This is a genomic window from Sphingomonas oligoaromativorans (assembly GCF_011762195.1).
GTDB classification, from domain to species: Bacteria; Pseudomonadota; Alphaproteobacteria; order Sphingomonadales; family Sphingomonadaceae; genus Solisphingomonas; species Solisphingomonas oligoaromativorans.
The window spans coordinates 204,793-229,956 of the sequence record NZ_JAASQK010000005.1; the positions used below are offsets into that span (position 1 = coordinate 204,793).

Annotated in this window: 26 protein-coding genes and 1 tRNA gene; 17 read left to right on the forward strand and 10 right to left on the reverse strand. The window is 68.3% G+C overall.

The annotated features are described in order from the left end of the window. Positions 1–13: 13 nt before the first annotated feature. Positions 14–1,420, reverse strand: a complete 1,407-nt coding sequence (locus tag FHS98_RS11735; protein ID WP_167104821.1) for an amino acid permease — start codon at positions 1,418–1,420, stop codon at positions 14–16. A gap of 19 nt (positions 1,421–1,439) precedes the next feature. After that, complete coding sequence (locus FHS98_RS11740) at positions 1,440–3,179, reverse strand: DUF885 domain-containing protein (protein WP_167104824.1); 1,740 nt, start codon at positions 3,177–3,179, stop codon at positions 1,440–1,442. Between the two features lie 163 nt (positions 3,180–3,342). Here FHS98_RS11740 and FHS98_RS11745 point away from each other — a divergent pair, with 163 nt between their 5' ends. The 3 genes from FHS98_RS11745 to FHS98_RS11755 are packed head-to-tail and all read left to right on the forward strand — an operon-like array spanning position 3,343 to position 4,611. Further along, positions 3,343–3,792, forward strand: coding sequence for a PaaI family thioesterase (locus tag FHS98_RS11745; protein ID WP_167104827.1), 450 nt, complete (start codon positions 3,343–3,345; stop codon positions 3,790–3,792). 5 nt (positions 3,793–3,797) lie between these two features. Beyond that, positions 3,798–4,208 carry a PaaI family thioesterase gene (locus FHS98_RS11750; RefSeq protein WP_167104830.1) on the forward strand — a complete coding sequence of 137 codons (411 nt, stop codon included), beginning with the start codon at positions 3,798–3,800 and terminating at the stop codon, positions 4,206–4,208. A 1-nt stretch (position 4,209) separates the two neighbouring features. Further along, on the forward strand, positions 4,210–4,611 hold the full coding sequence (locus FHS98_RS11755) for an EVE domain-containing protein (protein ID WP_167104833.1): 402 nt from the start codon (positions 4,210–4,212) through the stop codon (positions 4,609–4,611). Between the two features lie 106 nt (positions 4,612–4,717). Here FHS98_RS11755 and typA read toward each other — a convergent pair whose 3' ends face one another. The 5 genes from typA to FHS98_RS11780 form a co-directional block, all read right to left on the reverse strand. Further along, entirely contained in the window at positions 4,718–6,535 is a 1,818-nt protein-coding gene (typA, locus tag FHS98_RS11760) for a translational GTPase TypA (protein WP_167104836.1), read from the reverse strand. 73 nt (positions 6,536–6,608) lie between these two features. After that, entirely contained in the window at positions 6,609–7,244 is a 636-nt protein-coding gene (locus tag FHS98_RS11765; protein ID WP_167104839.1) for a LysE family translocator, read from the reverse strand. Further along, complete coding sequence (locus FHS98_RS11770) at positions 7,241–7,342, reverse strand: DUF2474 family protein (protein WP_167104842.1); 102 nt, start codon at positions 7,340–7,342, stop codon at positions 7,241–7,243. The genes FHS98_RS11765 and FHS98_RS11770 overlap by 4 nt, the downstream gene beginning before the upstream one ends. Position 7,343: 1 nt before the next feature. Then, the gene (cydB, locus tag FHS98_RS11775; protein WP_167104845.1) at positions 7,344–8,354 is read right to left on the reverse strand and encodes a cytochrome d ubiquinol oxidase subunit II; all 1,011 of its coding nucleotides are present in this window, start codon (positions 8,352–8,354) and stop codon (positions 7,344–7,346) included. Next, complete coding sequence (locus FHS98_RS11780) at positions 8,351–9,751, reverse strand: cytochrome ubiquinol oxidase subunit I (RefSeq protein ID WP_167104848.1); 1,401 nt, start codon at positions 9,749–9,751, stop codon at positions 8,351–8,353. Before FHS98_RS11780 ends, cydB begins: the two co-directional genes overlap by 4 nt. A 154-nt stretch (positions 9,752–9,905) precedes the next feature. Between FHS98_RS11780 and FHS98_RS11785 the strand changes: the two genes are divergently transcribed. The 3 genes from FHS98_RS11785 to FHS98_RS11795 all read left to right on the forward strand — a co-directional run bounded on the left by FHS98_RS11785 (position 9,906) and on the right by FHS98_RS11795 (position 13,571). After that, positions 9,906–11,465: an alkaline phosphatase D family protein gene (locus tag FHS98_RS11785; RefSeq protein ID WP_167104851.1), complete on the forward strand. Its 1,560-nt coding sequence runs from the start codon at positions 9,906–9,908 to the stop codon at positions 11,463–11,465. A gap of 184 nt (positions 11,466–11,649) precedes the next feature. After that, positions 11,650–12,852, forward strand: coding sequence for a toxic anion resistance protein (locus FHS98_RS11790; protein ID WP_167104854.1), 1,203 nt, complete (start codon positions 11,650–11,652; stop codon positions 12,850–12,852). Further along, on the forward strand, positions 12,849–13,571 hold the full coding sequence (locus tag FHS98_RS11795; protein ID WP_243847991.1) for a hypothetical protein: 723 nt from the start codon (positions 12,849–12,851) through the stop codon (positions 13,569–13,571). Before FHS98_RS11790 ends, FHS98_RS11795 begins: the two co-directional genes overlap by 4 nt. A gap of 9 nt (positions 13,572–13,580) precedes the next feature. Here FHS98_RS11795 and FHS98_RS11800 read toward each other — a convergent pair whose 3' ends face one another. Together FHS98_RS11800 and FHS98_RS11805 are read right to left on the reverse strand one after the other, a co-directional pair. Further along, on the reverse strand, positions 13,581–14,294 hold the full coding sequence (locus tag FHS98_RS11800; RefSeq protein WP_208402219.1) for an EI24 domain-containing protein: 714 nt from the start codon (positions 14,292–14,294) through the stop codon (positions 13,581–13,583). A 97-nt stretch (positions 14,295–14,391) separates the two neighbouring features. Then, positions 14,392–14,465, reverse strand: a tRNA-Gln gene (locus FHS98_RS11805). A 153-nt stretch (positions 14,466–14,618) separates the two neighbouring features. Between FHS98_RS11805 and FHS98_RS11810 the strand changes: the two genes are divergently transcribed. From FHS98_RS11810 to FHS98_RS11840, 7 genes are all read left to right on the forward strand, one after another. After that, complete coding sequence (locus FHS98_RS11810; RefSeq protein WP_167104857.1) at positions 14,619–15,668, forward strand: Ppx/GppA phosphatase family protein; 1,050 nt, start codon at positions 14,619–14,621, stop codon at positions 15,666–15,668. A gap of 19 nt (positions 15,669–15,687) precedes the next feature. Continuing rightward, complete coding sequence (locus FHS98_RS11815) at positions 15,688–16,359, forward strand: SAM-dependent methyltransferase (RefSeq protein WP_167105428.1); 672 nt, start codon at positions 15,688–15,690, stop codon at positions 16,357–16,359. Between the two features lie 206 nt (positions 16,360–16,565). Then, the gene (gene hslV / locus FHS98_RS11820; RefSeq protein WP_167104860.1) at positions 16,566–17,120 is read left to right on the forward strand and encodes an ATP-dependent protease subunit HslV; all 555 of its coding nucleotides are present in this window, start codon (positions 16,566–16,568) and stop codon (positions 17,118–17,120) included. Between the two features lie 120 nt (positions 17,121–17,240). Next, the gene (gene hslU / locus FHS98_RS11825; RefSeq protein ID WP_167104863.1) at positions 17,241–18,545 is read left to right on the forward strand and encodes an ATP-dependent protease ATPase subunit HslU; all 1,305 of its coding nucleotides are present in this window, start codon (positions 17,241–17,243) and stop codon (positions 18,543–18,545) included. 42 nt (positions 18,546–18,587) lie between these two features. Beyond that, positions 18,588–19,082, forward strand: a complete 495-nt coding sequence (locus FHS98_RS11830; protein ID WP_167104866.1) for a TlpA family protein disulfide reductase — start codon at positions 18,588–18,590, stop codon at positions 19,080–19,082. A gap of 71 nt (positions 19,083–19,153) precedes the next feature. Further along, the gene (locus FHS98_RS11835; RefSeq protein WP_167104868.1) at positions 19,154–20,038 is read left to right on the forward strand and encodes a DMT family transporter; all 885 of its coding nucleotides are present in this window, start codon (positions 19,154–19,156) and stop codon (positions 20,036–20,038) included. A 48-nt stretch (positions 20,039–20,086) separates the two neighbouring features. Beyond that, positions 20,087–20,716, forward strand: coding sequence for a DedA family protein (locus tag FHS98_RS11840; protein WP_167104872.1), 630 nt, complete (start codon positions 20,087–20,089; stop codon positions 20,714–20,716). A gap of 61 nt (positions 20,717–20,777) precedes the next feature. On the opposite strand, the gene FHS98_RS11845 is transcribed toward FHS98_RS11840, so the two are convergent. Then, complete coding sequence (locus FHS98_RS11845; RefSeq protein WP_167104874.1) at positions 20,778–22,343, reverse strand: DEAD/DEAH box helicase; 1,566 nt, start codon at positions 22,341–22,343, stop codon at positions 20,778–20,780. Between the two features lie 411 nt (positions 22,344–22,754). Here FHS98_RS11845 and FHS98_RS11850 point away from each other — a divergent pair, with 411 nt between their 5' ends. From FHS98_RS11850 to FHS98_RS11865, 4 genes are read left to right on the forward strand one after another with little or no spacing between them, the layout of a single operon-like run. After that, entirely contained in the window at positions 22,755–23,330 is a 576-nt protein-coding gene (locus FHS98_RS11850) for a NifU family protein (RefSeq protein ID WP_167104877.1), read from the forward strand. Positions 23,331–23,364: 34 nt separating this feature from the next. Then, on the forward strand, positions 23,365–23,955 hold the full coding sequence (locus FHS98_RS11855) for a malonic semialdehyde reductase (RefSeq protein ID WP_167104880.1): 591 nt from the start codon (positions 23,365–23,367) through the stop codon (positions 23,953–23,955). A 4-nt stretch (positions 23,956–23,959) separates the two neighbouring features. Beyond that, positions 23,960–24,586: a tRNA (adenosine(37)-N6)-threonylcarbamoyltransferase complex dimerization subunit type 1 TsaB gene (tsaB, locus tag FHS98_RS11860; protein ID WP_167104883.1), complete on the forward strand. Its 627-nt coding sequence runs from the start codon at positions 23,960–23,962 to the stop codon at positions 24,584–24,586. Then, the gene (locus FHS98_RS11865) at positions 24,583–25,083 is read left to right on the forward strand and encodes a GNAT family N-acetyltransferase (protein WP_167104886.1); all 501 of its coding nucleotides are present in this window, start codon (positions 24,583–24,585) and stop codon (positions 25,081–25,083) included. Before tsaB ends, FHS98_RS11865 begins: the two co-directional genes overlap by 4 nt. Positions 25,084–25,164: the final 81 nt, after the last annotated feature.

The window sequence follows — 25,164 nt, forward strand, 5'->3', positions numbered from 1 at the left end:
GGCGGGCGGTGGCTCAGGCCACCGCCACGCTGCGCCGCCGCGCATAGGCGAAGTAGACGATCAGCCCGAGCCCGTTCCACGCGAAGAACCGCACCTGCGTGCCGAACGGCAGGTTCCAGAACAGATAGAGGCAGCCGAGAATCGCCACCGCGCCGACCAGCGGCGCCAGCGGCGTGCGGAAGGCGCGCTCGCGGTTCGGCTCGCGTCTCCTCAGGATCAGCATCGACGCGCCCACCGCCACGAAGGCGCAGAGCGTCCCCGCATTGGCCAGCGCCGCGATCTCGGCGAGCGGCAGGAAGGCCGCGATGATCGCGACGATGATCGCCGTCCCGATCGTGACCGCCACCGGCACGCCGCTCCTGGGATGGACGCGGCCGAGCCGCTCGGGAAGCAGCCGGTCGCGCGCCATCACGAAGAAGATGCGGGTCTGGCCGAACAGGAAGGCGAGGATCACGGTCGGCAGCGCCACCACGGCCACTGCACCGAATATCTTGGCGGTGGTCGCCGAGCCGACCGTGCGCAGCACCAGCGCCAGCGGCTCGGCCGAGTTGGCGAAGCTCGCCACCGGCACCGCGCCGATCGCGCAGGCCGCGACGCCCATGTAGATCACCACGCAGGCGAGCATCGATCCGACGATGCCGATGGTCATGTCCCGGCCGGGATTCTTGGCCTCCTCGGCCGCCGTCGACACCGCGTCGAAGCCGTAGAAGGCGAAGAAGATGATCGACGCCGCCGCCATCACGCCATGCTTGGCGCCGTCCGGCCCGAGCGACTGGAAGAAACCGAAGGGCATGAAGGGATGGAAGTTCGCCGCGTCGAAATGCGGCAGCGTCACGGCCACGAACATCGCCAGCGCCGCGATCTTCAGCGCCACCAGCGCGGCGTTCAGCGTCGCCGATTCGCGCGTGCCGACCAGCAGCAGCCCGGCCACCACGGCGATGATGCCCACCGCCGGCAGGTTGACGAGGCCGCCCGCGTCCGGCCCGCCCGCCAGCGCCTTGGGGATGGTCCAGCCGATGCCGTCCATGAAGCCGGTGAAATAGCCCGACCAGCCGACCGCCACCGTCGAGCAGACCACCGAATATTCGAGGATCAGGCTCCAGCCGACGATCCAGGCGATCGTCTCGCCCACGGCGACATAGGAATAGGTGTAGGCGCTGCCGGATTGCGGGATCATCGCCGCGAGCTCGGCATAGGCAAGCGCCGCCGCCGCGCAGACCGCGCCCGCGATCAGGAAGGAGAGGATGACGCCCGGCCCCGCCAGCGCGGCGCCGACGCCGGTCAGCGTCAGGATGCCGGTGCCGACGATCGCGCCGACGCCCAGCGCCACCAGATGCGGCCAGCCGAGCGTGCGGTGCAGCTTGTGCACGGCGTCGGCGGGCGGCGCCTCGATCGACTTCAACGGACCCCAGAACGACATTCTTATCCTCTCGCTTCTCTTATTCCTCGTCCGGATACGGCCCCTTGCCGCCTTCGGCAATGAACTGGTCCACACGGGCGTTGAGCGCGCTCATCGGCACCGATCCGAGCGCCAGGATCGTGTCGTGGAAAGCGCGGATGTTGAACTTCGGCCCCAGCGCCTTCTCGGCCTTGGCGCGATCGTCGCGGATCGTCTTCTCGCCGAGATAATAGCTGAGCGCCTGCCCCGGCCACGAGATGTAGCGATCGACCTCCGTCTCGATCTCATGATCGGAGAGCGCGGTGTTGTCGTGGAGGAAGGCGATGGCCTGCGCGCGCGTCCAGCCGAGATGATGGACGCCGGTGTCCACCACCAGCCGCGAGGCGCGCCACATCTGATAGCTCAGCATCCCGAAACGGTCATAAGGCGTCTGGTACATGCCCATCTCGTCGCCCAGCCGCTCGCAATAGAGCGCCCAACCCTCCCCATAGGCCGAGATATAGCCGGCCGAGCGGAATTCGGGCTGGTCCTTCGCCTCGGCCGCGAGCGGGATCTGGAAGGCGTGGCCCGGCGCGCTCTCGTGCAGCGTCAGCGCGGTGAGCTGGTAGAGCGGGCGGCTCGGCAGGTTCTGGGTGTTGACCAGATAGACGCCGTCGCCGCCACGTCCCGCCGTGTAGAAGGGCGCGATCGCCGCCGGAACCGGGATGATCGCGAAGCGGCGGCGCGGCAGATGGCCGAACCAGGTGGCGGCCTTGCCGTCGAACGTCTTGGCGATCCACGCCGCGTCCTTGAGAAGCTCGTCCGGCGTCTTGGCGTAGAAGCGCGGATCGGTGCGCAGGAAGGTCAGGAAGGCCGGGAAATCGCCCTTGAAGCCGACCTGCTTCATCACCGCCAGCATCTCGGCATGGATCGAGGCGACTTCCTGAAGGCCGATCGCGTGGATCTGGTCTGGCGTCAGGTCGAGCGTGGTGAACTCGCGGATCTTGGAGCGGTAATAGGCCGCGCCGCCGGGCTGCTTCTCCGCCGCCAGCTCGGGGTTGGCGTGGGGCACATAATCGCCCTGCCAGTAAGTCAGCAGCTTCGCATAGGAAGGCACCACGCTCGTCATGATCGCCTTGCGTGCCTCGGCGCGGAGCGTTTCCTGCTCGGCCGCCGGGATGTTGGCCGGCATCGTCTTGAACGGTGCCCAGAAGCCCGTCTCCTCGGCCGACTTGGCGTTGGCCACCATCGCGATCGAACCGTCACGGCCGGCCAGCGTCACCTTGGGGGGCGTGAAGCCGCGCGCCTCGCCCACCTTCATGTTGACGATCTGCTGATCGAAATAGCGCGGCACTTCGGTGAGCTGACCGATGAAGTTGCGATATTCCTGCGCCGAACGCAGCGGTTTGTCGTCGACGCTGGAAAGATCGCCCCAGAAGCTCGAATCCGAATTGGCGGGCTTCTCCCATTCATGGAAGCGCTGGGCGGCGAGCAACGCGTCGATCTGCCCCTTATAGACCGCGAAGTTGACGCGGTTCTCCGCCGTCAGCCTGTCCTGCGGGACGGTGGCGAGCTGGCCCTCCACCTTCTCCCACATGGCGGTACGCTCCGCCTGCGCCTGCGGAGACACGTCGGGGAGATGCGCGCTCATGATGCGCTGGCCGCGCGGCCCCTCGGGCTGGGCGAAGCTGTGCAGGCGCCAGGCATATTCGTCCGAATAGATCGCCTTGAAGCGGGCGTTCCAGTCCTGCGGCGCGGCGGCGACGAGCAGGGGGAGCAACAGCAGGGCAGCGCGACGCATGGGACAACTCCGGTCAGCAAGGCAGGTCGGCCGGCACCCTGCCGCCCGGCCTCGCCCGCCGCAACCACCCGTCGGACGATCGCTCCGGCAGCGTCACATAAGTGCCACCCTCCCCTCCCGCGCGATTGCGGGGTGCGCGGACGCCCGCTATCCATGCGGGGGCATGGCCGATCCCGCCCATCCCGCCTCCCAGGGCTTCGACCCCGCCGCCGCCGCCCGCATGGTCGCGGCCTTCGGTCATAATGGCGCGCTCGGCGCCCGCTTCGTGGCGCATGGCGAGGACTGGTCGGAGCTGGCGCTCGACTATCGCGCGGACCTGATCGGCGACGAGGCGTCCGGTGTGCTCGCCTCCGGCCCGATCATCGCGCTGATGGACATGGCGACCAGCATCGCCGTCTGGATCAGGCGCGGCGCGTTCAAGCCGCAGGCGACGCTGGACCTGCGCATCGACTATCTGCGCGCCGCGACGCCGGGGCGGACCGTCATCGGCCATGGCGAATGCTATCGCCTCACACGCCGCGTCGCCTTCGTGCGCGGCATGGCGCATGACGGCGACCCGGACGACCCGATCGCGCACGTCGCCGGCACCTTCATGATGACGGACGAGGCCTGACGGGCATGACCGTGTGCGAGACGAAGCTGCCGCCCTACGCGCATTTCCTCGGCATCACGGTCGAGCGGGACGGCGATCGCGGGCCGCTCTTCCAGATGCCGTTCGAGACGCGCGTGGTCGGCCGCCCGCACTTCCTCCACGGCGGCGCCATCGCCGGGCTGCTGGAGATCGCCGCCGTCGGCACGGTGCTCGACGCGCTGGCCGGCGAGGCGGGCGTCGGCGTCAAGCCGATCAACGTCACCGTCGACTTCATGCGCGGCGGGCGCGAACGGCTGACCTTCGCCGCCGCCACCATCGCGCGGCTGGGCAACCGCATCGCCAATGTCGAGGCCTTCGCCTGGCAGGACGACCGCAGCCGCCCGATCGCGGCCGCGCGCATGACGCTGATGCTGCGCCGCGCGCCTCAGGGAGAATGAGATGGCCTACTGGGTGCTGCGTTCCGAACCCGATGCCTATTCGTGGGACGATCTCGTCCGCGACGGCGGCACCGAGTGGAACGGCGTGCGCAACTACACCGCGCGCAATTTCCTCAAGGAGATGGCGATCGGCGATCAGGCGCTGTTCTACCACTCGAACACCGAGAAGGCCGCCGTCGGCATCATGGAGGTGACGCGCGCCTGGCAGCCGGACGGCGACGACGGCAAATGGGCGAGCGTCGCGGTGAAGCCGGTGCGGCCGCTCGCGCATCCGGTGACGCTGGCCGCGATCAAGGCCGAGCCGAAGCTCGCCGAACTGATGATGCTGAAGCAGTCCCGCCTGTCGGTGTCGAAGGTCGAGCCGGAGGAATGGAAGCTGCTGCTGAAGATGGCCGAAGCCTAAACATCCTCCCCATTGCATGGGGAGGATGAGGGGCGCATTCGCCGCCCGCAATCCCCGGATACAATTCGGGCCGCCACTCCAGCGAGTGACGGCCCGATAAAGTCGCTTACGCCGCGGCGCGCTTGGCGCGCTTGCGCTCGTGCGGATCGAGGTGGCGCTTGCGCAGACGGATCGTCTTCGGCGTCACTTCCACCAGCTCGTCATCGTCGATGTAGGCGATCGCCTGCTCCAGCGTCATCCGCTTCGGCGGGGTGAGGCGGATCGCGTCGTCCTTGCCGCCCGAAGCGCGGAAGTTGGTGAGCTGCTTCGCCTTCATCGGGTTGACTTCGAGGTCGTCATCCTTGGCGTTCTGGCCGACGATCATGCCCTCGTAGAGCGCCTCGCCATGGCCGACGAACAGGATGCCGCGCTCCTCAAGCGGGCCGAGCGCATAGCTGTTGGCCTCGCCCGAACCGTTCGAGATCAGAACGCCGTTCTTGCGGCCGTCGATCGAGCCCTTGTGCGGGCCGTACTTCTCGAACAGCCGGTTCATGATGCCGGTGCCGCGGGTGTCCGACAGGAACTCGCCATGATAGCCGATCAGGCCGCGCGACGGCGCGGAGAAGGTGATGCGCGTCTTGCCGCCGCCCGACGGGCGCATGTCGGTCATCTCGGCCTTGCGCTGGTTCATCTTGTCGACGACCGTGCCCGAGAATTCCTCGTCCACGTCGATCACGACGGTCTCGTAGGGCTCGGTACGGCCACCGGTCTCGTCCTCGCCGAACAGCACGCGCGGACGCGAGATGCCAAGCTCGAAGCCCTCGCGGCGCATCGTCTCGATCAGCACGCCGAGCTGGAGCTCGCCACGGCCGGCCACCTCGAAGCTGTCCTTGTCGGCGCTCTCGGTCACCTTCACGGCGACGTTCGATTCCGCCTCGCGGAACAGGCGGTCGCGGATCATGCGCGACGTCACCTTCGAGCCTTCACGTCCGGCGAAGGGCGAATCGTTCACCGCGAAACGCATGGACAGCGTCGGCGGATCGATCGGCTGCGCGACGATCGGCGTGTTGACCGAGGTGTCGGCGATGGTGTTCGCCACGGTCGCGACGGTGAGGCCGGCCAGCGAGATGATGTCGCCCGCCTTCGCCTCGTCGACCGGCACGCGGTCGAGGCCGCGGAAGGTCATGATCTTGGACGCGCGGCCCGCTTCGATCACATTGCCCTCGCCGTCGAGCGCGTGGATCGGCTGGTTGATCTTCACCACGCCCGAGTTGACGCGGCCGGTGAGGATGCGGCCCATGAAATTGTCGCGATCGAGCAGCGTCACCAGGAAGGTGAACGGCGCTTCGAGATCGACCGACGGCGCCGGCACATGGCTGACGATCTTCTCGAACAGCGGACGCAGCGTGCCCTCGCGGGCATTCTCGTCGGTCGAGGCATAGCCGTTGCGGCCCGAGGCGTAGAGCACCGGGAAGTCGAGCTGCTCTTCGGACGCGTCGAGGCTGACGAAGAGGTCGAACACCTCGTCCAGCACTTCCTGCACGCGCGAATCCGGGCGGTCGATCTTGTTGACGACGACGATCGGCTTGAGGCCGAGCGCGAGCGCCTTGCCGGTCACGAACTTGGTCTGCGGCATCGCGCCTTCGGACGAGTCCACCAGCAGGATCACGCCGTCGACCATCGAGAGGATGCGCTCCACCTCGCCGCCGAAATCGGCGTGGCCGGGGGTGTCGACGATGTTGATGCGCGTGCCTTCCCACTCGATCGAGGTGGGCTTGGCCAGGATCGTGATGCCACGCTCCTTTTCGAGGTCGTTCGAGTCCATGGCGCGCTCTTCGACGCGCTGGTTGTCACGGAAGGTACCGGACTGACGGAAGAGCTGGTCGACGAGCGTGGTCTTGCCGTGATCGACGTGGGCGATGATCGCCACGTTGCGGAGCGCCATGAGATTATGATCCTGCAGGAGTTTCAGCGCGCGCCCATAGCCGATATGGCGCGCTGCAACAAGGGCGGGCGGGTCAGGCCGTGCGCGCGGCGATCAGCCCTGCGCCGAACATGAAGAAGAGCGCCCCGGTGCCACGATCGAAGGCGCGCTGCCGCCGGCCGTCCGCCAGCCAGCCGGAAAGCCGCCGTCCGCCGGCCGCATAGGCGACATACCAACTCGTCTCGATCGCCGCGAACGTCACCACGAGGATCGCGAACTGCGGCGCCCAATAAGCCTTCTGCGAGATGAACTGCGGGAAGAGGGCCGCGGCGAACAGGATCAGCTTGGGGTTGGAGAGCCCGGTGAGCAGCGCATCCCGATAGAGCGCGAAGGTGGAGATGCCGGGCGCCACGGGCACGTCCGGGTCCATCCCCGCCGCGCCCTTGCCCGCCCCGCGCCACGCCTTGATGCCGAGCCACGCCAGATAGGCGGCGCCTGCATAGCGCAGCACGTCGAACAGGCGCGGCGAGGCGAGCAGCAGCGCCCCGACGCCGGCGGCCGAGGCGGCCAGCGCGATCAGCACGGCGGTCATGCACCCCGCCATCGCCCAGACCGAGCGGCCGAAGCCGTAGCGCACCGATCGCGTCATGACATGGAGCATGTTCGGCCCCGGCGTCCCCGAGATGAGAAACACCGTCACCACGAACAGCCACCAGCGATCCCAGCTCATCCCTTGATCCACATTTCCAGTATCAGCGCGACGAGGCCGAGCGTCGCCACGCCCAGCGCCCACAGCCCCACGAACCAGCCGAGGCGGCGCCCCCACATATCAATGATATCCCCCTTCGCCCACCTTGCCCCGGAAGACCCAATAGGCCCAGCCGGTATAGCCAAGGATGATCGGTATGAGGAACATCGCGCCGACCAGCATGAACGCCTGACTGACGCCGGGCGCCGCCGCCTGATAGATCGAGACGCGGCCGGGGATCACATCCGGGAAGATCGACACCGCCAGCCCCGCCATCGACAGCAGGAACAGCGCGACCGTCAGGAAGAAGGGCGCCCGCTCGCGCCCCTTGGCCAGCGTCCAGAGCAGCAGCGCCGCCACGATCGCGACCAGCAGCGGCACCTGCGCCGTCGCCAGCACGCTCGGCCATGCGAACCAGCGCTTGTAATATTGCCCCGAGAGGAAAGGCGTCGCGAGGCTCACCGCCGCGATCGCCAGCACGAGGAGCGGCGCGAGCATCTTCGCCAGCTTGCGGGCATCCTCATGCACCAGCCCCTCGGTCTTCCACAGCAGGAAGCAGGCGCCGAGCAGCGCATAGCCGATCAGCAGGCTCACCCCGGTCAGCATCGAGAAAGGCGTCAGCCAGTCCCACCAGCCGCCGGCATAGGCGCGGCCCTCGACATGGATGCCCTGCAACAGCGCGCCGAGCGTGATGCCCTGCGCCAGCGCCGTCACGGCGGAACCCGAGAAGAAGGCGAAGTCCCACACCGGGCGATGCCGCGGGTCGCGCCAGCGGAACTCGAACGCCACGCCCCGGAAGACGAGGCCGAGCAGCATTGCGATGATCGGCGGATAGAGCGCCGGCAGGATGATCGAATAGGCCAGCGGGAAGGCCGCCAGCAGGCCTCCGCCGCCCATCACCAGCCATGTCTCGTTGCCATCCCATACGGGGGCGACCGCGTTCATCGCCTGATCGCGCTCCTTGCCGACCTTGAACAGCGGGAAGAGGATGCCGATGCCGAGGTCGAAGCCGTCCATGAACACATAGGCGGCGATGGCGAAGGCGATGATGCCGGCCCAGATCAGCGCCAGCGTGGGATCGGGCTCGATCATGCGCGGCCTCCTTCGATCGCGGGGGCGGGCGTGATGCCGGCGGCGTGGGTCGGCTGGTCGGGGTGGTCGGGCTCGCCGGTCGCCGGAGGCTTCGCCATCAGGCGCAGGATGTACCAGATGCCCGCCGAGAAGGCCGCGAGATAGACGATGGCGAAGGCCGCCAGCGACCAGCCGACGCCCGGCGCCGCGATCGGCGAGACGCTGTCCGCGGTACGCAGGACGTGGAAGATGGTGTAAGGTTGCCGCCCCACCTCGGTGGTGATCCAGCCCGCCGTGGTGGCGACGAAGCCCGCCGGCCCCATCACCAGCGCGAAGCGGTGCAGCCAGCCCCACTCATAGAGCCCCCTGCGCGCCCGCGCCGCGAGGCTCGACAGCCCGAGCAGCAGCATCAGCGAGGCAAGGCCCACCATGATGCGGAACGACCAGAAGACGATCGGCACCGGCGGCCATTCGTCGCGCGGGAAATCGGTCAGGCCCTGAAGCGGAGCATGGGGATCGTGGCGCAGGATCAGGGAGCCCGCGTGCGGAATTTCGATCTTCGCCTTCACCTCGGCGGACCGGCTGTCGGGCAGGCCGAACAGGATCAGCGGCGCGCCGTCGGGGCTCGGGCGGTAGTCGCCCTCCATCGCCAGCACCTTGGCCGGCTGATGCTCCAGCGTGTTGAGGCCGTGCTGGTCGCCGACGAGGATCTGCACCGGCGCCACCAGCGCCGCCATCCACATCGCCATCGAGAACATCTTCTTCACCTGCGGCGTGGCGTGGCCGCGGATCAGGTGCCACGCGCCCACCGCCCCCACCACCAGCGCGGTGGTGAGATAGGAGGCGATCAGCGTGTGGATCAGGCGATAGGGGAAGCTCGGCGTGAAGATCACCGGCCACCAGCTTCCCGCCGGCACGAACTGATGCGCGGAATTGAGCGTCCAGCCCTGCGGCGTCTGCATCCAGCTATTGGCCGAGATGATCCAGAAGGCCGAGATGCAGGTGCCCAGCGCCACCGCGCAGGTCGCGACATAATGGAGCCCCGGCCCCACCTTCTTCATCCCGAAGATCATCACGCCGAGGAAACCGGCTTCGAGGAAGAAAGCGGTCAGCACCTCATAGGCCATCAGCGGCCCGACGATCGGCCCGGCGCGATCGGAAAAGACCGACCAGTTGGTGCCGAACTGGTAGGACATGACGATACCGGAGACGACGCCCATCGCGAAGTTGATCGCGAAGATCTTGGTCCAGTAGCGGAAGAGGTCGAGATAGACGGCCTGCTTCGTCTTCAGCCACAGCCCCTCCAGCACCATCAGATAGCTGGCCAGCCCGATCGTGAAGCTCGGGAAGATGAAGTGAAAGGACAGGGTGAAAGCGAATTGCGTTCGCGCGAGCAGCAACGCGGCCTGATCGTGCATGATGGTATACCCCCGCGCGTATCGATGCGGATTTCAACCTTGCTCATGCCTTAGGCCAGACCCCGGTTTATTGCACGTCCGAAACGCGATTTTTCCGCGCTTTTCCTTCAAGAAGCGCAACAAATGCGTCACGCGGACGCGTTAGTCGGCGGCCATGACTCTCCTGACCCCGTCGCGCCGCGCCGTGATCGGCGGCCTCGTCGCCGCCCCCTTCGTCCTGCCCGCCGGCCTTCGCGCGCAGACGCTGGGATTCGTGGATTATCCCTTCACGCTGGGCGTCGCGTCGGGCGACGCGCTGCCCGACGGTTTCGTGATCTGGACCCGCCTCGCGCCGAAGCCTCTCGAGCCGCAGGGCGGAATGCCGATCCGCCCGGTCGCGGTGGACTGGGAGGTGGCGGAGGATGACGGCTTCAGGACCGTCGTCGCCAGAGGCAGCGAGACGGCGCATCCCGAACTCGCCCACTCGGTCCATGTCGAGGTGTCGGGGCTGAAGCCCGGCCGGCCTTACTGGTATCGCTTCAAATGCGCGGGCGAGAAGAGCCTCACCGGCATGGCCCGCACCCTCCCCGCGATCGGGGCCATCGTCGACAAGGTGCGCTTCGCCGCCGTCGGCTGCCAGCATTTCGAGGCAGGCTGGTACACCGCCTATCGCCATGTCGCCGAGGAGGAACTCGATTTCGTGTTCCATTACGGCGATTATATCTACGAATATCATCCCGGAACGGTGACGAACGAGCGGCACCAGCCGATCGATCCGGTCCGCCTCTATGTCGGCGGCGAGCCCTATACGCTCGGCGACTATCGCATCCGCTACGCACAGGAGACGCTGGACACCGACCTGATGGCCGCCCGCGCCGCGCACCCGTGGTTCTGCACCTATGACGACCATGAGGTGGACAACAACTGGGTGTCCGACCGCGATCAGGACGGCACCGATCCGGCGCTCTTCCTGCTCCGCCGCCGTCAGGCGTTGCAGGCATGGTATGAGCATATGCCGGTGCGCCGCGCCTCTTTCCCCCAGGCGGACGGCGCGGTCGAGTTCCGCCGCCGCGCCGATTATGGCGACCTGCTGCGCGGGCATTTCCTCAACACCCGCCTCTATCGCACCGACCAGCCCTGCGGCGACGACTACAAGCCCGCCTGCGCCGGCGTCAGCGCGGCCGACGCCCAGATCCTGGGCGCCCAGCAGGAACATTGGCTCGGCGAAGGCCTCGCCTCCGGCCACCAGCGCTGGCAGCTCATCGCGCAGCAGGTGATGATCTGCCCGCTCGACCGGCGCGAGCATGACGAGCCGCAGCCCGTCTACAACATGGATAGCTGGGCCGGTTACCAAGGCCCCCGCACCCGCCTGTTCGACCAGTTCGCGGCCCATAAAGGCGGCAACATCGTCGTCGTCACCGGCGACGAGCACCAGAATTTCGCGAACGACCTCATCCATCACGACAAGGTGGTGGCAAGCGAGTTCGTCTCGACCTCGATCAGCTCGGGCGGCGACGGCCATGAGACGCGTCCCGGCAACGAGGCATGGATGCGCCGCAACCCCTGCCTCAAATGGACGGGCGATCGCCGCGGCTATGCGCTGAGCGAGGTGACGCGCGAGGCGTGGACCTGCCATTTCCGGGCGGTCGACGCGGTGAGCGTCAAGGGCGCGCCGATCCGCACGGCCTCGCGCTGGGCGGTGCAGGCGGGCAAGGCGGGGCTGGTGCAGGGATAGCGCATTTCGTCACCCTGAACTTGGTTCAGGGTCCATTCGCGCAGCGCTTCCCATTCGTCGGAGCGCGAATGGATCCTGACCTTCGTCAGGATGACGCTGAAGATGCGATCGCAACCGTATCACTTGAATAAAACAGCGTCGCCGTCCTATCTTCCTGTCTGAACAGAGAGGGCAGGATCACCGGATGGCGACGACGACGCAGACTGCGACCGACACTCCGATCGAGTTGACGCCGCCCACGCCCGTGGCGGCCATCTCGCCCGAGCGCGCCGCCGGGCTCGTGCCGCTCGACGACGGCCAGAAGAGCAAACTCGACGAGCGCGTGGACGGCTTCATCGCCGAACTGGTCGCCGCCGACAGCAACTCGCCCGAGTTCGGCAAGAAGGTCGACCAGATCACCAACATGGGCCGGCGCGAGATCGCCGAGGCCGCCGGCCACTCCAACCGCTTCCTCGATCGCCCGACCAAGGCGATGGACAAGGACAGCAATGTCGGCACCGATCTCGCCGCGCTCCGCCGCACGATCGAGGATCTCGACCCCGCCAAACGGGGCAACCTGCTGGCGCCCAAGAAGCTGTTCGGCGTCCTCCCCTTCGGCAGCAAGCTGCGCGACTATTTCGACGGCTATAAATCCGCCCAGAGCCATATCTCGACGATCCTCGCCCGCCTCGCCGGCGGCAAGGATGAGCTTCTGAAGGACAATGCGGCGATCGATGTCGAGCGGCAGGGGCTGTGGGCCTCGATGGGCCGGCTGGAGCAGATGATCCATGTCGCCAAGGCGCTCGACGCCGGGCTGGAGCAGAAGGCGCTCGATCTCGACGCGACCGATCCGGCCAAGGCCAAGGCGATCCGCGAGAGCGCGCTCTTCTACGTCCGCCAGCGCACGCAGGATCTGCTGACCCAGATGGCGGTGACGGTGCAGGGCTATCTGGCGCTCGATCTGGTCAAGAAGAACAATGTCGAGCTGGTGAAGGGCGTCGATCGCGCGTCCACCACCACCGTCTCGGCGCTGCGCACGGCGGTGACGGTGGCGCAGGCGCTCACCAACCAGAAGCTGGTGCTCGACCAGATCACCGCGCTCAACACCACGACCGCGAACATGATCGATTCGACCGGCGAGCTACTGCGCACGCAGACCGGCGTGATCCACCAGCAGGCGGCCGCCTCGACCATCCCGATCGATACGCTGAAGCGCGCCTTCCAGAACATCTATCAGACGATGGACGCGATCGACACGTTCAAGCTTCAGGCGCTCGACAATATGAAGACCACGGTCAACGTGCTGACCGACGAGGTCGAGAAGTCGCGCGGCTATATCGCTCGGGCCGAGGGCGCCGCGCAGGCGCAGGCCTCCGCGTCGCGAGAGGAGCCGTTTCGGATCGAATGATGCCCACCTCCGACGACATCATCGAACACGCGGCCGACTTCCTCCGCCGCATCTCGCCCGAGGGACGCGCCGCGGCCCGGCGGCGGCGCGAGCGGCGGCAGGCGGCGTTCCGGCGCATCGCCAGGCGGCTGGTGCTGGCCTCCGTGGTCATTCTCGGCGCGGCGCTGGCGACGGGGATCATCATCGGCCCGATCGGGATCAACGGGCTGCTCGCGGTCATCCTCGCGATGGTGCTGGCGTGGGCCGCGATCCTGATGTGGTCGCGCTCGCCCGAGCCCACCCCCGAGCGCCTCGCCACCAGCGACCTCGCCCAGCTCCCCGCGCAGACGGAGGACTGGCTGGAGAAGCAGCGCCCCGCCCTCCCCGCGCCCGCGCAGCGCCAGTTGGACGCGCTTGCGCTCAGCCTGGAGGCGATCGGGCCGCAACTCGCGGCGCTCGACCCGCGCCAGCCCGAGGCGATCGAGGCGCGCCGGCTGATCGGCGACGAGCTGCCCGAGCTGGTGCGCGGCTATCAGCGCGTGCCGCCGTCGCTCCGCCGCCAGCCGATGAACGGCGGCCCCTCCCCCGACAAGCAGCTCGCCGAAGGGCTCGGCACGATCGGCGAGGAGATCGCCCGCATGAACGCGCGGCTCGCGGACGGCGATCTGAAAGCGCTCGCCACGCAGAACCGTTTCCTCGAAATCAAGTATAAGGGCGACGGGGAGATGGGCGAGGGCTGAGCCCTCCCCTCAGGCGGCGGGCGGCGCCTCGGGGCGCCGGCTGAGCTGGAGCAGATGCGTCGCCATCGCCGCGCCCAGCACCGGCGCCAGCAGGTTCACCACCGGCAGCACGAACACGCCCGTCGTGATCGCCCCCATCAACGCCCGCTCGCCGCGCGTCTCCCGGAGCCAGGCACGCCGCCCCGCCCGGTCAAGATGCCGCGCCGCCACCATCTCGCCGAGGTCGCGCCCGAAAGCGACGCCGTTCACCGCGACGAACAGCAGCACCGTCCCCACGCCCGTCACCAGCAGCAGGATGTAGAAGGGCAGCGCGATCAGATTGTAGAGGATCACGCGCAGCGACGATCGCAATCCCAGCAGCGCCCCGCCCGCCCAGCCGAGCGGCCGTGCCGAGGCCAGCGCCGCCGGATAATGCCGCGCCTCCACCGCCGCGACGATGCGGTCCATATAGGCCGAGATCACCCCGATCGCGATCGCGGGAAACAGGAACCACAGCCCGATCGCGGTCAGCAGGAAAGCCCCGAACCCGCTCGCCGACGGCCCCAGCGGGCAGCTATCGTCCGACCAGAGCGAACAGGGGTCCGCGCCGTCCAGCGCGAAGCCCAGCGCAACGCCGATGCCGGCGAAGATCAACAAGGTCATCAGCAGCGATCGGCCGAGGATGGCCAGCACCCGGCGGTCGCCGAGATCGCCGATCGCCAGCAGGAAAGCGCGCATCACCATGACGCCTCCTACGGACGGAAGCGCCGGCTGGTTCCCCGCCTTCCGAATCCGGGCGGCTTCCGAAGCGATTGCAGCGATGGTGAGGGGAAGAAGCCGCTGGATGCCCCGTGAGGATTCGAACCTCAATTGACGGAGTCAGAGTCCGTAGTCTTACCTTTAGACGACGGGGCACCGACGGCAGGCGCGCCATCTAGAATCACCATCCCGGCCTGTCAACGGCCCTTTTCCGTGTCCACCTTGCGGGGAGGACAAAGCGACTATACCTTCCTTCTCAAGCAACGGCGGGATGGTCCGCCGAGACGTTGAACTTGAAGGATGCGGCCGATGGCGCAAGAAGCCGCCACCGTCAGGCCGCGAGCCGGGGGAGCACCCGGCACGCAGGGCCGAAAGCCCCCGCCACGGCGGGATATCGAGCGGCGCACCTATGCCGCGCTCGATCTGGGCACGAACAATTGCAGGCTGCTGATCGCAAGGCCCTCGCCCGAGGGGTTCGTGATTATCGATGCCTTTTCCCGAATCGTCCGTCTGGGCGAAGGGCTCGCGACGAGCGGACGGCTGTCCGATGCGGCGATCGAACGCGCCATCGCGGCGCTGACGATCTGCGCGGAGAAGCTGAAGCGTCGCCACGTCACGCTCGTCCGCTCGGTGGCGACCGAGGCCTGCCGCCAGGCGGCCAACGGGCGCGACTTCGTGCAGCGCGTCCATGCCGAGACGGGCATCCGGCTGGATGTCATCAACCCCGGCGAGGAGGCACGGCTCGCCGTGCTCGGCTGCCAGGCGCTGCTGCCGCAGGGCGAAGGGCCGGCGCTGATCTTCGATATCGGCGGAGGATCGACCGAGCTGGTGCTGGTCGAGACGACACCCGAAGGATGCCGCATCCTCGACTGGTTCTCGGCGCCATGGGGGGTCGTGTCGCTGACCGAAGCCGAGGGTGGCCGGCGCTCCGACGATTCGGCGCAGGCGCTCGCCGCCTATCAGCGGATGAAGGCCCGTGTCTCCGGTGCCTTCGCGGATTTCGCCGCCACGCTGCCCAAGCCCGAGGCGCCGCCGCGCCTGCTCGGCACGTCCGGCACGGTGACGACCCTCGCCAGCCTGCATCTGGGGCTCCCCGCCTATGACCGCCGGGCGGTCGACGGGCTGGTCGTGCCGGTCGATGCGATGCGGGACATCGGCACGCGGCTGTCGCACATGACGGTGGCCGAACGGTCGCGCGTGCCGTGCATCGGCAACGAGCGCGCCGATCTCGTCGTGGCGGGCTGCGCGATCCTCGAGGCGATCATGGACATCTGGCCGGCCGCGCGCCTCGGCGTCGCCGATCGCGGCATCCGGGAGGGCATCCTGCGGTCCCTGATCGCGCGCGACCTGCGGGCGTGATAGGGCGCGCGCCATGACGATACGACGCACCGGCCCCGGCGGCCGCCAGAGGGTCAAGACCGCCAAGGGCCGCACCAACGCCTCCGTTCGCTGGCTGGAGCGCCAGTTGAACGATCCCTATGTCCGCATGGCCAAGTCCGAGGGCTATCGCAGCCGCGCGGCCTACAAGCTGATCGAGCTGGACGAGCGCTTCGGCTTCCTGCGCGGCGCGCAGCGGGTGGTCGATCTCGGCATCGCGCCGGGCGGCTGGACGCAGGTGGTGCGCAAGAAATGCCCCAAGGCGAAGGTGGCCGGCATCGACCTGCTGCCCGTCGACCCGATCGAGGACGTCACCATCTTCCAGATGGACTTCATGGACGATGCCGCCCCCGGCCTGCTCGCCGAGGCGCTGGGCGGCCCCGCCGATCTCGTTCTGTCGGACATGGCGGCCAACACCGTCGGCCACCAGCAGACCGACCATCTGCGCACCATGGCGCTGGTCGAGGCCGGCGGCCTGTTCGCGACCGAAGTGCTCCGCCCCGGCGGCACCTATGTGGCGAAAGTGCTGGCGGGCGGCGCCGACCATGGCCTGGTCGCGGAGCTGAAGCGCAACTTCACCAGCGTGAAGCACGCCAAGCCACCGGCGAGCCGCAAGGAATCCTCCGAATGGTACGTCATCGCGCAGGGCTTCAAGGGCCATGCGGAGGGCTGAGGCTCCAGTCCTTCACATCGCCTGCCCCCTCTTCGTCATCCCGGACTTGATCCGGGGTCCAGGACCGAGAGCGGAGCGCCTGCGGCTCTGGACCCCGGCATTCGCCGGGGTGACGAGACAGGACGTCCAGACGATCGCGACGCGGGAGTTGCGCTCCTCGGCCCGCGCCCCATATCCCGGCTCGTAACCTGAGTAGCGGGACTTTCATGAGCGAAGACAAGATCGGCTGGCACGGCACCACGATTCTCTCGGTGCGGCGGGGCGGCAAGGTGGTGATCGTCGGCGATGGCCAGGTCTCCATGGGCAACACCGTGATGAAGCCCAATGCGCGCAAGGTGCGGCGCCTCCACGACGGCAGCGTCATCGGCGGCTTCGCCGGCGCCACCGCCGACGCCTTCACTTTGTTCGAGCGGCTGGAAGCCAAGCTGGAGCGGCATTCGGGCCAGCTCATGCGCGCCGCCGTCGAGCTGGCGAAGGACTGGCGCACCGACAAATATCTGCGCAACCTCGAAGCGCTGATGATCGTCGCGGACAAGGACGTGACCCTCATCCTCACCGGAAACGGCGACGTGCTGGAGCCGGAGCATGGCGTCGCGGCGATCGGATCGGGCGGCAACTACGCCCTCTCCGCCGCCCGCGCGCTGGTCGATTACGAGCCCGACGCCGAGACCATCTGCCGCAAGGCGATGGCGATCGCGGCCGAGGTCTGCGTCTTCACCAACGATCGCCTGACGATCGAAACGCTGGATTCCGCGAACTGATCTGGAAAGCCCCTCCCGGAAAGGGAGGGGTTGGGGTGGGTTCCTGGCCGATACCCCGGCACCCGCCCCACATAAACCCACCCCCGGCCCCTCCCTTTCCGGGAGGGGAGAAGGACTGACATGAACGACGCCCTCACCCCGAAAGCCATCGTCCGCGCGCTGGACGAGCACATCATCGGCCAGGCCGACGCCAAGCGCGCCGTCGCGGTGGCGCTGCGCAACCGCTGGCGCCGCCAGCGCCTCGGCGCGGACCTGCGCGACGAGGTTTCCCCCAAGAACATCCTGATGATCGGCCCCACCGGCTGCGGCAAGACCGAGATCAGCCGCCGTCTGGCCAAGCTCGCCGACGCGCCGTTCGTGAAGGTGGAAGCCACCAAGTTCACCGAGGTCGGCTATGTCGGCCGCGACGTCGAGCAGATCGCCCGCGATCTCGTCGAGGAGGCGATCCGTCTGGAGCGCGAGCGCCGCCGCACCGCCGTCAAGGACAAGGCCGAGGAGGCCGCGCTCGCCCGCCTGCTCGACGCGCTCGTCGGCAAGGATGCGTCGGAGGCGACGCGCATCGCCTTCCAGCAGCGTTTCCACGACGGCCAGCTCGACGACAAGGAGATCGAGATCGAGGTGGAGGACACGCCGCAGACGCCGTTCGAGATTCCCGGCATGGGCGGTCAGGTCGGCATGATTAACCTGTCCGACATGATGGGCAAGGCGTTCGGCGGCAACAAGCCGGTCAAGCGCCGCAAGCTCGCCGTCAGCGCCGCCTGGGCCAAGCTGGTCGAGGAGGAGAGCGACAAGCGGCTCGACACCGACGATCTCAACCGCGCCGCGCTGGCCGATGCCGAGGGCAACGGCATCGTCTTCCTCGACGAGATCGACAAGATCGCCGTTTCCGACGTGCGCGGCGGCTCCGTCTCCCGCGAGGGCGTGCAGCGCGACCTGCTGCCGCTGATCGAGGGGACCACGGTCGCCACCAAATACGGCCCGATGAAGACGGACCATGTGCTCTTCATCGCATCGGGCGCCTTCCATGTCGCCAAGCCCGCCGACCTGCTGCCCGAGCTTCAGGGCCGCCTGCCGATCCGCGTCGAGCTGAAGGCGCTGACCGAGGAGGATTTCGTCTCGATCCTCACCGACACGCGCGCCAGCCTGACGCAGCAATATGTCGGTCTGATCGGCACCGAAGGCGTCACCATCCGCTTCACCGACGAAGGCATCCGCGCCATCGCACGCATCGCCGCCCAGGTGAACGAGACGGTCGAGAATATCGGCGCCCGCCGCCTCCAGACCGTGATGGAGAAGCTGCTCGAAGACGTCAGCTTCGACGCCGAGGATCGCAAGGGCGAGACGCTCACAATTGACGGCGCCTATGTCGAGGCGCAGCTTTCGGGCGTCGCGAAGAACACCGATCTCAGCCGCTACATCCTGTAACGACGTGAGGATGCGGCCGCCGACGCGACGGGGATACGAGGCATGATCCTGTCGCGTCGCGCGGCCGCCGTTGCGGCCATCGGCCTGCTGTTCGCCGCGCCCGTTGCCGCGGCGCGGGTCAGGCCCGGCCAGCCGGCGCCGGCCTATACGCTCACCGCCTTCGACAAGACGAAGATCGGCTCGGAGCAGCTCCGGGGGCAGGTGGTCGTCCTCAATTTCTGGGCGACATGGTGCGGCCCCTGCCGGCAGGAGCTGCCCGCGCTGGACCACTATAACCGCCGTCACGCGCAGGAGGGCCTGCGCATCTTCGCGGTGGCGACCGAGGATTCGGTGGCGGAATCCGCCCTGAAGCCGCTGGCCGGCGCGCTTTCCTTCCCGCTGGTCCACCGGATCGAGGGGCGTGGCCTCGGCCCGCTCGGCGGGGTGCCGACCAACATCGTGATCGATCGCCATGGCGTGATCCGCTGGGCCGAGCCCGGCGCCTTCGACGCGGCGACGCTGGATCGGGTGATCGGGCCTTTGCTCGCCGAGCCCTGACAAGCAGGGCTGTCGGAGCCCCAAGGCCAATCCGCTCGACAGCGGGGCTCCCTTCCCCCAGGAGCGGCGCCATGTTCGCAGCCGCAGCGCCCGCGCTTTTCGTCCTGATCTGGTCCACCGGCTTCATCGCCGCGCGGGCGGTGGTGCCCCATGCCGATCCGCAGCTTTTCCTCGTGGTGCGCATGGGACTGGTGGCGCTGCTGTTCGCCGGCATCGCGCTCGCCTCGAAGGAGAGCTGGCCGCGCGGGCGCAGGCTGCTGCTCCACATCCTCGCCGGATCGATGCTGCCCGGCATCTACCTGACCGGAAGCTGGTGGGCGGTGCAGCACAAGATGCCGGCGGGGATCATGTCGCTGCTGGGCGCGCTCCAGCCGCTGATCGTGGCCTTCCTCTCCTTCCTGATCCATGGCGAGCGGCTGCATGGGCGCGGCTGGATGGGGCTCGGCGTCGGCGTGGCGGGCATGGCGATGGTGCTGACGCCCGCGCTCCAGCAGGGCAGCGGCGCATTGCCGCTGGCCGCGGCCGGGGTGGCGATCCTGTCGATCCTCGCCATGGCGGGCGCGACGATGATCCAGCACGCCCATCTCGCCGCCGATCCGCTCCGCAGCGCCGGCGCGGTGCAGAACGCCACCGGCACGCTCGTCGCCATCGTCGCGGCGCTGCTGCTCGGACATGGCCGGTGGGACAATTCGCCGACGCTGTGGGCGGGGCTTGCCTGGTCCGTGCTGCTTCTCTCGGCGGCGGCGCTGTCGCTGCTGTCGTGGATGCTGCGCCATCAGGGGGCGACGCGGGTGAGCAGCCTGCTGCTGCTCGTCCCCGCGCTCGCCGCCGTCGAGGCGTGGGCCTTCTTCGGGGAAACGCTCGGCCCGATCCAGCTCGCCGGCTTCCCGCTCGCGCTCGGCGGCGTGCTGCTCGCCCGTTCGCGCGGTGCCGCGCCGCCGCCCGAGCCCGCCTGATCCTGCACGGCCTAGACAAGTCCGCCCCGCTCGACCAAGGCTCGGGCCATGCTGCACACGCTCCTCGGCCACGTCGCGACGTGGATCATCTCCGTCATCTCCGCCATGGGCTATGCCGGCATCGTCCTGCTGATGGGGATCGAGAGCGCCTGCATCCCCTTGCCCTCCGAGATCATCATGCCCTTCTCGGGCTATCTGGTGTCGACCGGCCGCTTCGAGCTGCTCGCGGTGGCGACGGCGGGGGCGATCGGGTGCAACCTCGGCTCGATCCCGGCTTATTTCGCCGGGCAATATGGCGGACGCCCCTTCATCCTGCGCTGGGGCAAGTGGGTGCTGATCGGTGCCGACGAGCTGGACAAGGCGGAACGCTTCTTCGCCCGCTTCGGCAGCCTCGCGGTACTGATCGGGCGGCTGCTGCCGGTGATCCGCAGCTTCATCGCCTTCCCCGCCGGCATGGCGCGGATGAACCAGGCGAAGTTCCACATCTACACCTTCGTGGGAAGCTGGCCCTGGTGCTTCGCGCTGGCGCTGGTGGGCGACCGGCTGGGCGTCGCGTGGCGCACCGATCCGCGTCTGGGCGAGATTCTCCACAAGCTCGATGCCGTGGTGGTGGCGGCGATCCTCGGGCTCGGCGCCTTCTATGTGTGGCACCGGGTGCGGGCGCTTCGGAAAGGCTGATACGAAAAAAGGCCTCCCCGATATCCGGGGAGGCCTTTTCCTTTGCCCGCTGGCTGACGGATCAGCTCGGGCGAGGCGCGCCGCCACCCGGCTGGCCACCACGATTGCCACCGCCCCGGAAGGGACGGCCGCCGCCCGGACGATCGCCACGGACCGGACGATCGCCACGCATGGCAGCCCGCTCACCCTGAGGACGGGCGGCACGATCGCCGCGATCGGCCTGACCATCGACGGGGCTCCAGCCGCCCGGACGCGTATTGCCCGAATGACCCCGGCCGCCCAGCGGATTGGCCACCGGACCGCGCGGCGACGCATCGCGCGACGTCTCGCGGTTGGTGCCGCCGCGATGGACCTGGCCATGCTGCGGACGGCCCCGGCCGCCGCCACGGCCATCGTTGCGGCCCCGCGCGCCGAGCGCATCACGCTCGCGATCGTCGCGGCTGCCCATCGCCGGCAACGGCAGACGCTTCTGCTCGACGACGAAATTCTCCGGCAGAGGCAGCTCGGTGGGATGCACGCGGGTGAGCTTGGTGATGTCGCGCATATTGCCGCGCTCGTCCGGCGAGACGAAGGCCAGCGCCATGCCCGCCGCGCCCGCGCGAGCGGTGCGGCCGATGCGGTGGACATACTGTTCCGGCACATCGGGGATGTCGAAGTTGAAGACGTGGGTCACGCCGTCCACGTCGATGCCGCGCGCGGCGATGTCGGTCGCGACGAGGATCGGCACCTTGCCCGAGCGGAAGTCGGCCAGCGTGCGCTCACGCTGAGGCTGGCTCTTGTTGCCGTGGATCGCGCCCGAGGCGAGGCCGGCGGCGGTCAGGTGGCGGACGATGCGATCCGCGCCGTGCTTGGTGCGGCTGAACACCAGCGCGCGGCCGATCTCGAACTCGCGCAGCTTCATGGTGAGCAGCGCCTGCTTCTCGGGCTGGTTCACATAAGTGAGATACTGGTCGACACGCTCGGCCGTGGTCGAGACGGGGGCGACCGCCACCTTCACCGGATCGGTCAGGAACTTGTCGGCCAGCTCGCCGATCGTCTTGGGCATGGTGGCCGAGAAGAACAGCGACTGGCGCTTCTTCGGCAGCAGCGGCACGATGCGCTTCAGCGAGTGGATGAAGCCGAGGTCGAGCATCTGGTCGGCCTCGTCGAGCACGAAGATCTCGACGTCCTTCAGCGTCAGCGCGCGCTGGTCGATGAGGTCGAGCAGGCGGCCGGGGGTGGCGACGAGGATGTCCACACCCGCCTGAAGCTGGCGAATCTGGCGGTTGATCGGCACGCCGCCGAATACGGTGATGGCGGACAGGCGCAGGCCCTTGCCATAGGTGTTCATGCTCTCGGCGATCTGGCTGGCCAGCTCGCGCGTCGGCGCCAGCACCAGCATACGGCAGCCACGCACGGGGCGCGGCTTGGGGTGCTTGTGGAGATGATGCAGCGCGGGCAGGCCGAACGCGGCGGTCTTGCCGGTGCCGGTCTGCGCGATGCCGAGAAGGTCGCGGCCTTCCATGAGCTGCGGGATGGCCTGGGCCTGGATCGGCGTCGGCGTCACATATCCCTCGGCGGCGAGCGCCTGCTGGATCGGCGCGGCAAGCCCGAGGTCGGAAAATTGGGTCAAATGGATGTCTTCCATGCAAAGGCACGGCGCGGGTTCGCAGATCATGCGAACACGCGGCGGCGGGTTCGATGACGACCCGCGTGAAAAGGGTAGCCTTCAGGCAAAGCGTCATCGAGGGACCGTGCGCTCGGATCGCCCGTAGGGAGCGATCGAATCACGCAGCGACGGTCCGGCGGTCGTTTCGGCCGCTGACGCCGGCGCGCATATGGGCCAATCCGCTCGCAATTGCAACATGACCCGGCTTTCAGCGGCCTTTCGGCCCTCGATACATGACCTCTCCACCCTGCGGAGCCCATGCCCGCCCCCTGCCCGCGAACGGCCGATGATATCGCGCCGTGGGGGAGAAAGCATGAAGCGGGTGGAACAAGCCGCCAATTGACGCGCGCAAGCCTTGCACAGCCGGCCGGGACGTACCAATTGAGGGCCATGCTGATAGAAACCGAAACGACGCCCAATCCGTCGACGCTGAAATTCCTCGCCGGCCGCACGGTGATGGACGCCGGCACCCGCGATTTCGCGACGCCGGAAGAGGCCGAGGCCTCGCCCCTCGCCGAGGCGCTGTTTGCGCTCGGCGATGTCGAAGGCGTGTTCTACGGGCGGGACTTCATCTCCGTCACGGCCGCGCCGGGCAGCGACTGGCGCGACCTGAAGCCCCAGGTGCTGGGCGTGCTGCTCGACCATTTCGCGGGCGGCGCGCCGCTGTTCCGCGCCGGCGGCGGCAACGGCATCGAGGTGGCCGCCGACGATCAGGACTTCGGCGAAGACCCCGCCGACGCCGACATCATCGACCAGATCAAGGATCTGATCGACACCCGCGTGCGGCCCGCCGTGGCGCGCGACGGCGGCGACATCGTCTATCGCGGCTTCACCAAGGGCACGGTCTATCTGGCGATGCACGGCGCCTGCTCGGGCTGCCCCTCCTCGACGGCGACGCTGAAGCAGGGCATCGAACAACTTCTGAAGCATTATGTCCCGGAAGTGACCGACGTCCGCGCGGTCTGACCTTCCCGTCCCTCGTTCCGTATCGGGAGCCTACATGACCAAGACCCTCGACGATGCCGGCCTTGATCTCATCTTTCGCGAAGCTCGCACCTACAACGGCTATACCGATCGGCCGGTGAGCGAAGACACGCTCCGCGCGATCTGGGATCTGGCGAAGATGGGGCCGACATCCGCCAATCAATCGCCCGCACGGATCGTCTGGTGCGTGTCGGACGAGGCGAAGGCGAAGCTTGCGGGCCTGTCCGGCGGCGCCAATCCGCCCAAGATCCTGAAGGCGCCGGTCACCGCGATCATCGGCATGGACTATGCGTTCTACGACAAGCTGCCGACGCTCTTCCCTCACACCGACGCGCGCTCGTGGTTCGCGGGCAACCAGCCGCTGATCGAGGCCTCTGCCTTCCGCAACTCGACGCTTCAGGGCGCCTATTTCATCATCGCGGCGCGCGCGCTCGGCCTCGATACCGGGCCGATGTCCGGCTTCAACAACGCGGCGGTGGACGAGGCCTTCTTCGCGGGCACCGAAATCCGGTCCAACTTCATCTGCACGCTGGGTTATGGCGACCCTTCGACGCTGCATGGCCGCAATCCGCGGCTCGGCTTCGAAGAGGCGACCCGGATCGCCTGATCCGATGCTGCTCGCGATCGACACGGCGACCGCGGCCTGCTCGGCCGCTCTGATCGAGGGCGGCGACGTCGTCCATGCGATGCGCGAACTGGTCGGCCGCGGCCATGCCGAGCGCATCGTGCCGATGGTCGAGGCCCTGCTGGCGGAGGCCGGTGGGGTCACGCCATCGGCGGTGCTGGCCGATTGCGGGCCGGGCAGCTTCACCGGCGTGCGCGTCGGGCTTGCGGCGGCGATCGGCATGGGCATGGGCTGGTCCGCCCCCGTCGCCGGCTGCTCGTCGATGGCGCTGGTCGCGGTGCGCTGCTTCGCGGATCGGCCGGAGCTGGAGCATTGCGCCGTGGCGCTCACCGGCGGCCATGGCGAGCTGTTCGTCCAGCGCTTCGCCGCCCGCCCGTTCGCGGCGTCGAGCGATCTGGTGTCGCTGCCCCCGGCCGAAGCGGCTGCGTTCACGCCGGACGCAGTGATCGCGGGATCGGGCGCGGAGGCGCTGGTCGCCGCGCGCGGCACCGGCGAGGCGCTCGACATCCTGCCCGAGGCGGCCGACGCCGCGCGCCTGCCCGAAGCCTTCCGCACGCTCCCGCCGCAGCCGATCTACGGCCGCCCGCCGGACGCCAAGCCCAAGGCGGCATGAGCACCGCGCGCGCCTCCCTTCCCGAAGTGGTCGTCGGCGGCTCCGCCGACCTCGACGAGGTGATGGTGACGATGCACGCCGCCTTCGAACCCTGCTTCGGCGAGGCGTGGACGCGCGGGCAATGCGCCGGAATCCTGGGCCTGGGCGGCGTCTGGCTGCTGCTCGCGCGGGTCGATGGGCGCGCCGCCGGATTCGCCCTCGCCCGCGTGGTGCTGGACGAGGCGGAGCTGCTGCTGCTCGCCGTCGCGCCGGACGAGCGCCGCGCCGGCGTGGGCCGGCTGATGCTGGACACCGTGGCGGACGGCGCCCGCATCCGGGGCGCGACGCGCCTCCATCTGGAGATGCGCGAAGGCAATCCGGCACATTTTCTCTATAGTGCCGCCGGCTTCATCGAAATCGGCCGCCGCAGTCGCTATTATCGCGGCAAGGATGGGCGCGTTTTCGACGCAATCACTTTGTCATGTCCGCTCGACGTGGAGACAATGAACGCAAGTTGATGACAAATACACTTGCGCGCTGTCCCAACATCGGACAGAGGATTTTCAGCCTACCCCCAGGGGCCAGAGTGCAGCGTCCCT

Bases quoted from the DNA above. Each gene is read 5' to 3' on its own strand.
- FHS98_RS11735 (WP_167104821.1), bottom strand. From the start codon at position 1,420: ATGTCGTTCTGGGGTCCGTTGAAGTCGATCGAGGCGCCGCCCGCCGAC.
- FHS98_RS11740 (WP_167104824.1), bottom strand. From the start codon at position 3,179: ATGCGTCGCGCTGCCCTGCTGTTGCTCCCCCTGCTCGTCGCCGCCGCG.
- FHS98_RS11745 (WP_167104827.1), top strand. From the start codon at position 3,343: ATGGCCGATCCCGCCCATCCCGCCTCCCAGGGCTTCGACCCCGCCGCC.
- FHS98_RS11750 (WP_167104830.1), top strand. From the start codon at position 3,798: ATGACCGTGTGCGAGACGAAGCTGCCGCCCTACGCGCATTTCCTCGGC.
- FHS98_RS11755 (WP_167104833.1), top strand. From the start codon at position 4,210: ATGGCCTACTGGGTGCTGCGTTCCGAACCCGATGCCTATTCGTGGGAC.
- typA (WP_167104836.1), bottom strand. From the start codon at position 6,535: ATGGCGCTCCGCAACGTGGCGATCATCGCCCACGTCGATCACGGCAAG.
- FHS98_RS11765 (WP_167104839.1), bottom strand. From the start codon at position 7,244: ATGAGCTGGGATCGCTGGTGGCTGTTCGTGGTGACGGTGTTTCTCATC.
- FHS98_RS11770 (WP_167104842.1), bottom strand. From the start codon at position 7,342: ATGTGGGGGCGCCGCCTCGGCTGGTTCGTGGGGCTGTGGGCGCTGGGC.
- cydB (WP_167104845.1), bottom strand. From the start codon at position 8,354: ATGATCGAGCCCGATCCCACGCTGGCGCTGATCTGGGCCGGCATCATC.
- FHS98_RS11780 (WP_167104848.1), bottom strand. From the start codon at position 9,751: ATGCACGATCAGGCCGCGTTGCTGCTCGCGCGAACGCAATTCGCTTTC.
- FHS98_RS11785 (WP_167104851.1), top strand. From the start codon at position 9,906: ATGACTCTCCTGACCCCGTCGCGCCGCGCCGTGATCGGCGGCCTCGTC.
- FHS98_RS11790 (WP_167104854.1), top strand. From the start codon at position 11,650: ATGGCGACGACGACGCAGACTGCGACCGACACTCCGATCGAGTTGACG.
- FHS98_RS11795 (WP_243847991.1), top strand. From the start codon at position 12,849: ATGATGCCCACCTCCGACGACATCATCGAACACGCGGCCGACTTCCTC.
- FHS98_RS11800 (WP_208402219.1), bottom strand. From the start codon at position 14,294: ATGGTGATGCGCGCTTTCCTGCTGGCGATCGGCGATCTCGGCGACCGC.
- FHS98_RS11810 (WP_167104857.1), top strand. From the start codon at position 14,619: ATGGCGCAAGAAGCCGCCACCGTCAGGCCGCGAGCCGGGGGAGCACCC.
- hslV (WP_167104860.1), top strand. From the start codon at position 16,566: ATGAGCGAAGACAAGATCGGCTGGCACGGCACCACGATTCTCTCGGTG.
- hslU (WP_167104863.1), top strand. From the start codon at position 17,241: ATGAACGACGCCCTCACCCCGAAAGCCATCGTCCGCGCGCTGGACGAG.
- FHS98_RS11830 (WP_167104866.1), top strand. From the start codon at position 18,588: ATGATCCTGTCGCGTCGCGCGGCCGCCGTTGCGGCCATCGGCCTGCTG.
- FHS98_RS11835 (WP_167104868.1), top strand. From the start codon at position 19,154: ATGTTCGCAGCCGCAGCGCCCGCGCTTTTCGTCCTGATCTGGTCCACC.
- FHS98_RS11840 (WP_167104872.1), top strand. From the start codon at position 20,087: ATGCTGCACACGCTCCTCGGCCACGTCGCGACGTGGATCATCTCCGTC.
- FHS98_RS11845 (WP_167104874.1), bottom strand. From the start codon at position 22,343: ATGGAAGACATCCATTTGACCCAATTTTCCGACCTCGGGCTTGCCGCG.
- FHS98_RS11850 (WP_167104877.1), top strand. From the start codon at position 22,755: ATGCTGATAGAAACCGAAACGACGCCCAATCCGTCGACGCTGAAATTC.
- FHS98_RS11855 (WP_167104880.1), top strand. From the start codon at position 23,365: ATGACCAAGACCCTCGACGATGCCGGCCTTGATCTCATCTTTCGCGAA.
- tsaB (WP_167104883.1), top strand. From the start codon at position 23,960: ATGCTGCTCGCGATCGACACGGCGACCGCGGCCTGCTCGGCCGCTCTG.
- FHS98_RS11865 (WP_167104886.1), top strand. From the start codon at position 24,583: ATGAGCACCGCGCGCGCCTCCCTTCCCGAAGTGGTCGTCGGCGGCTCC.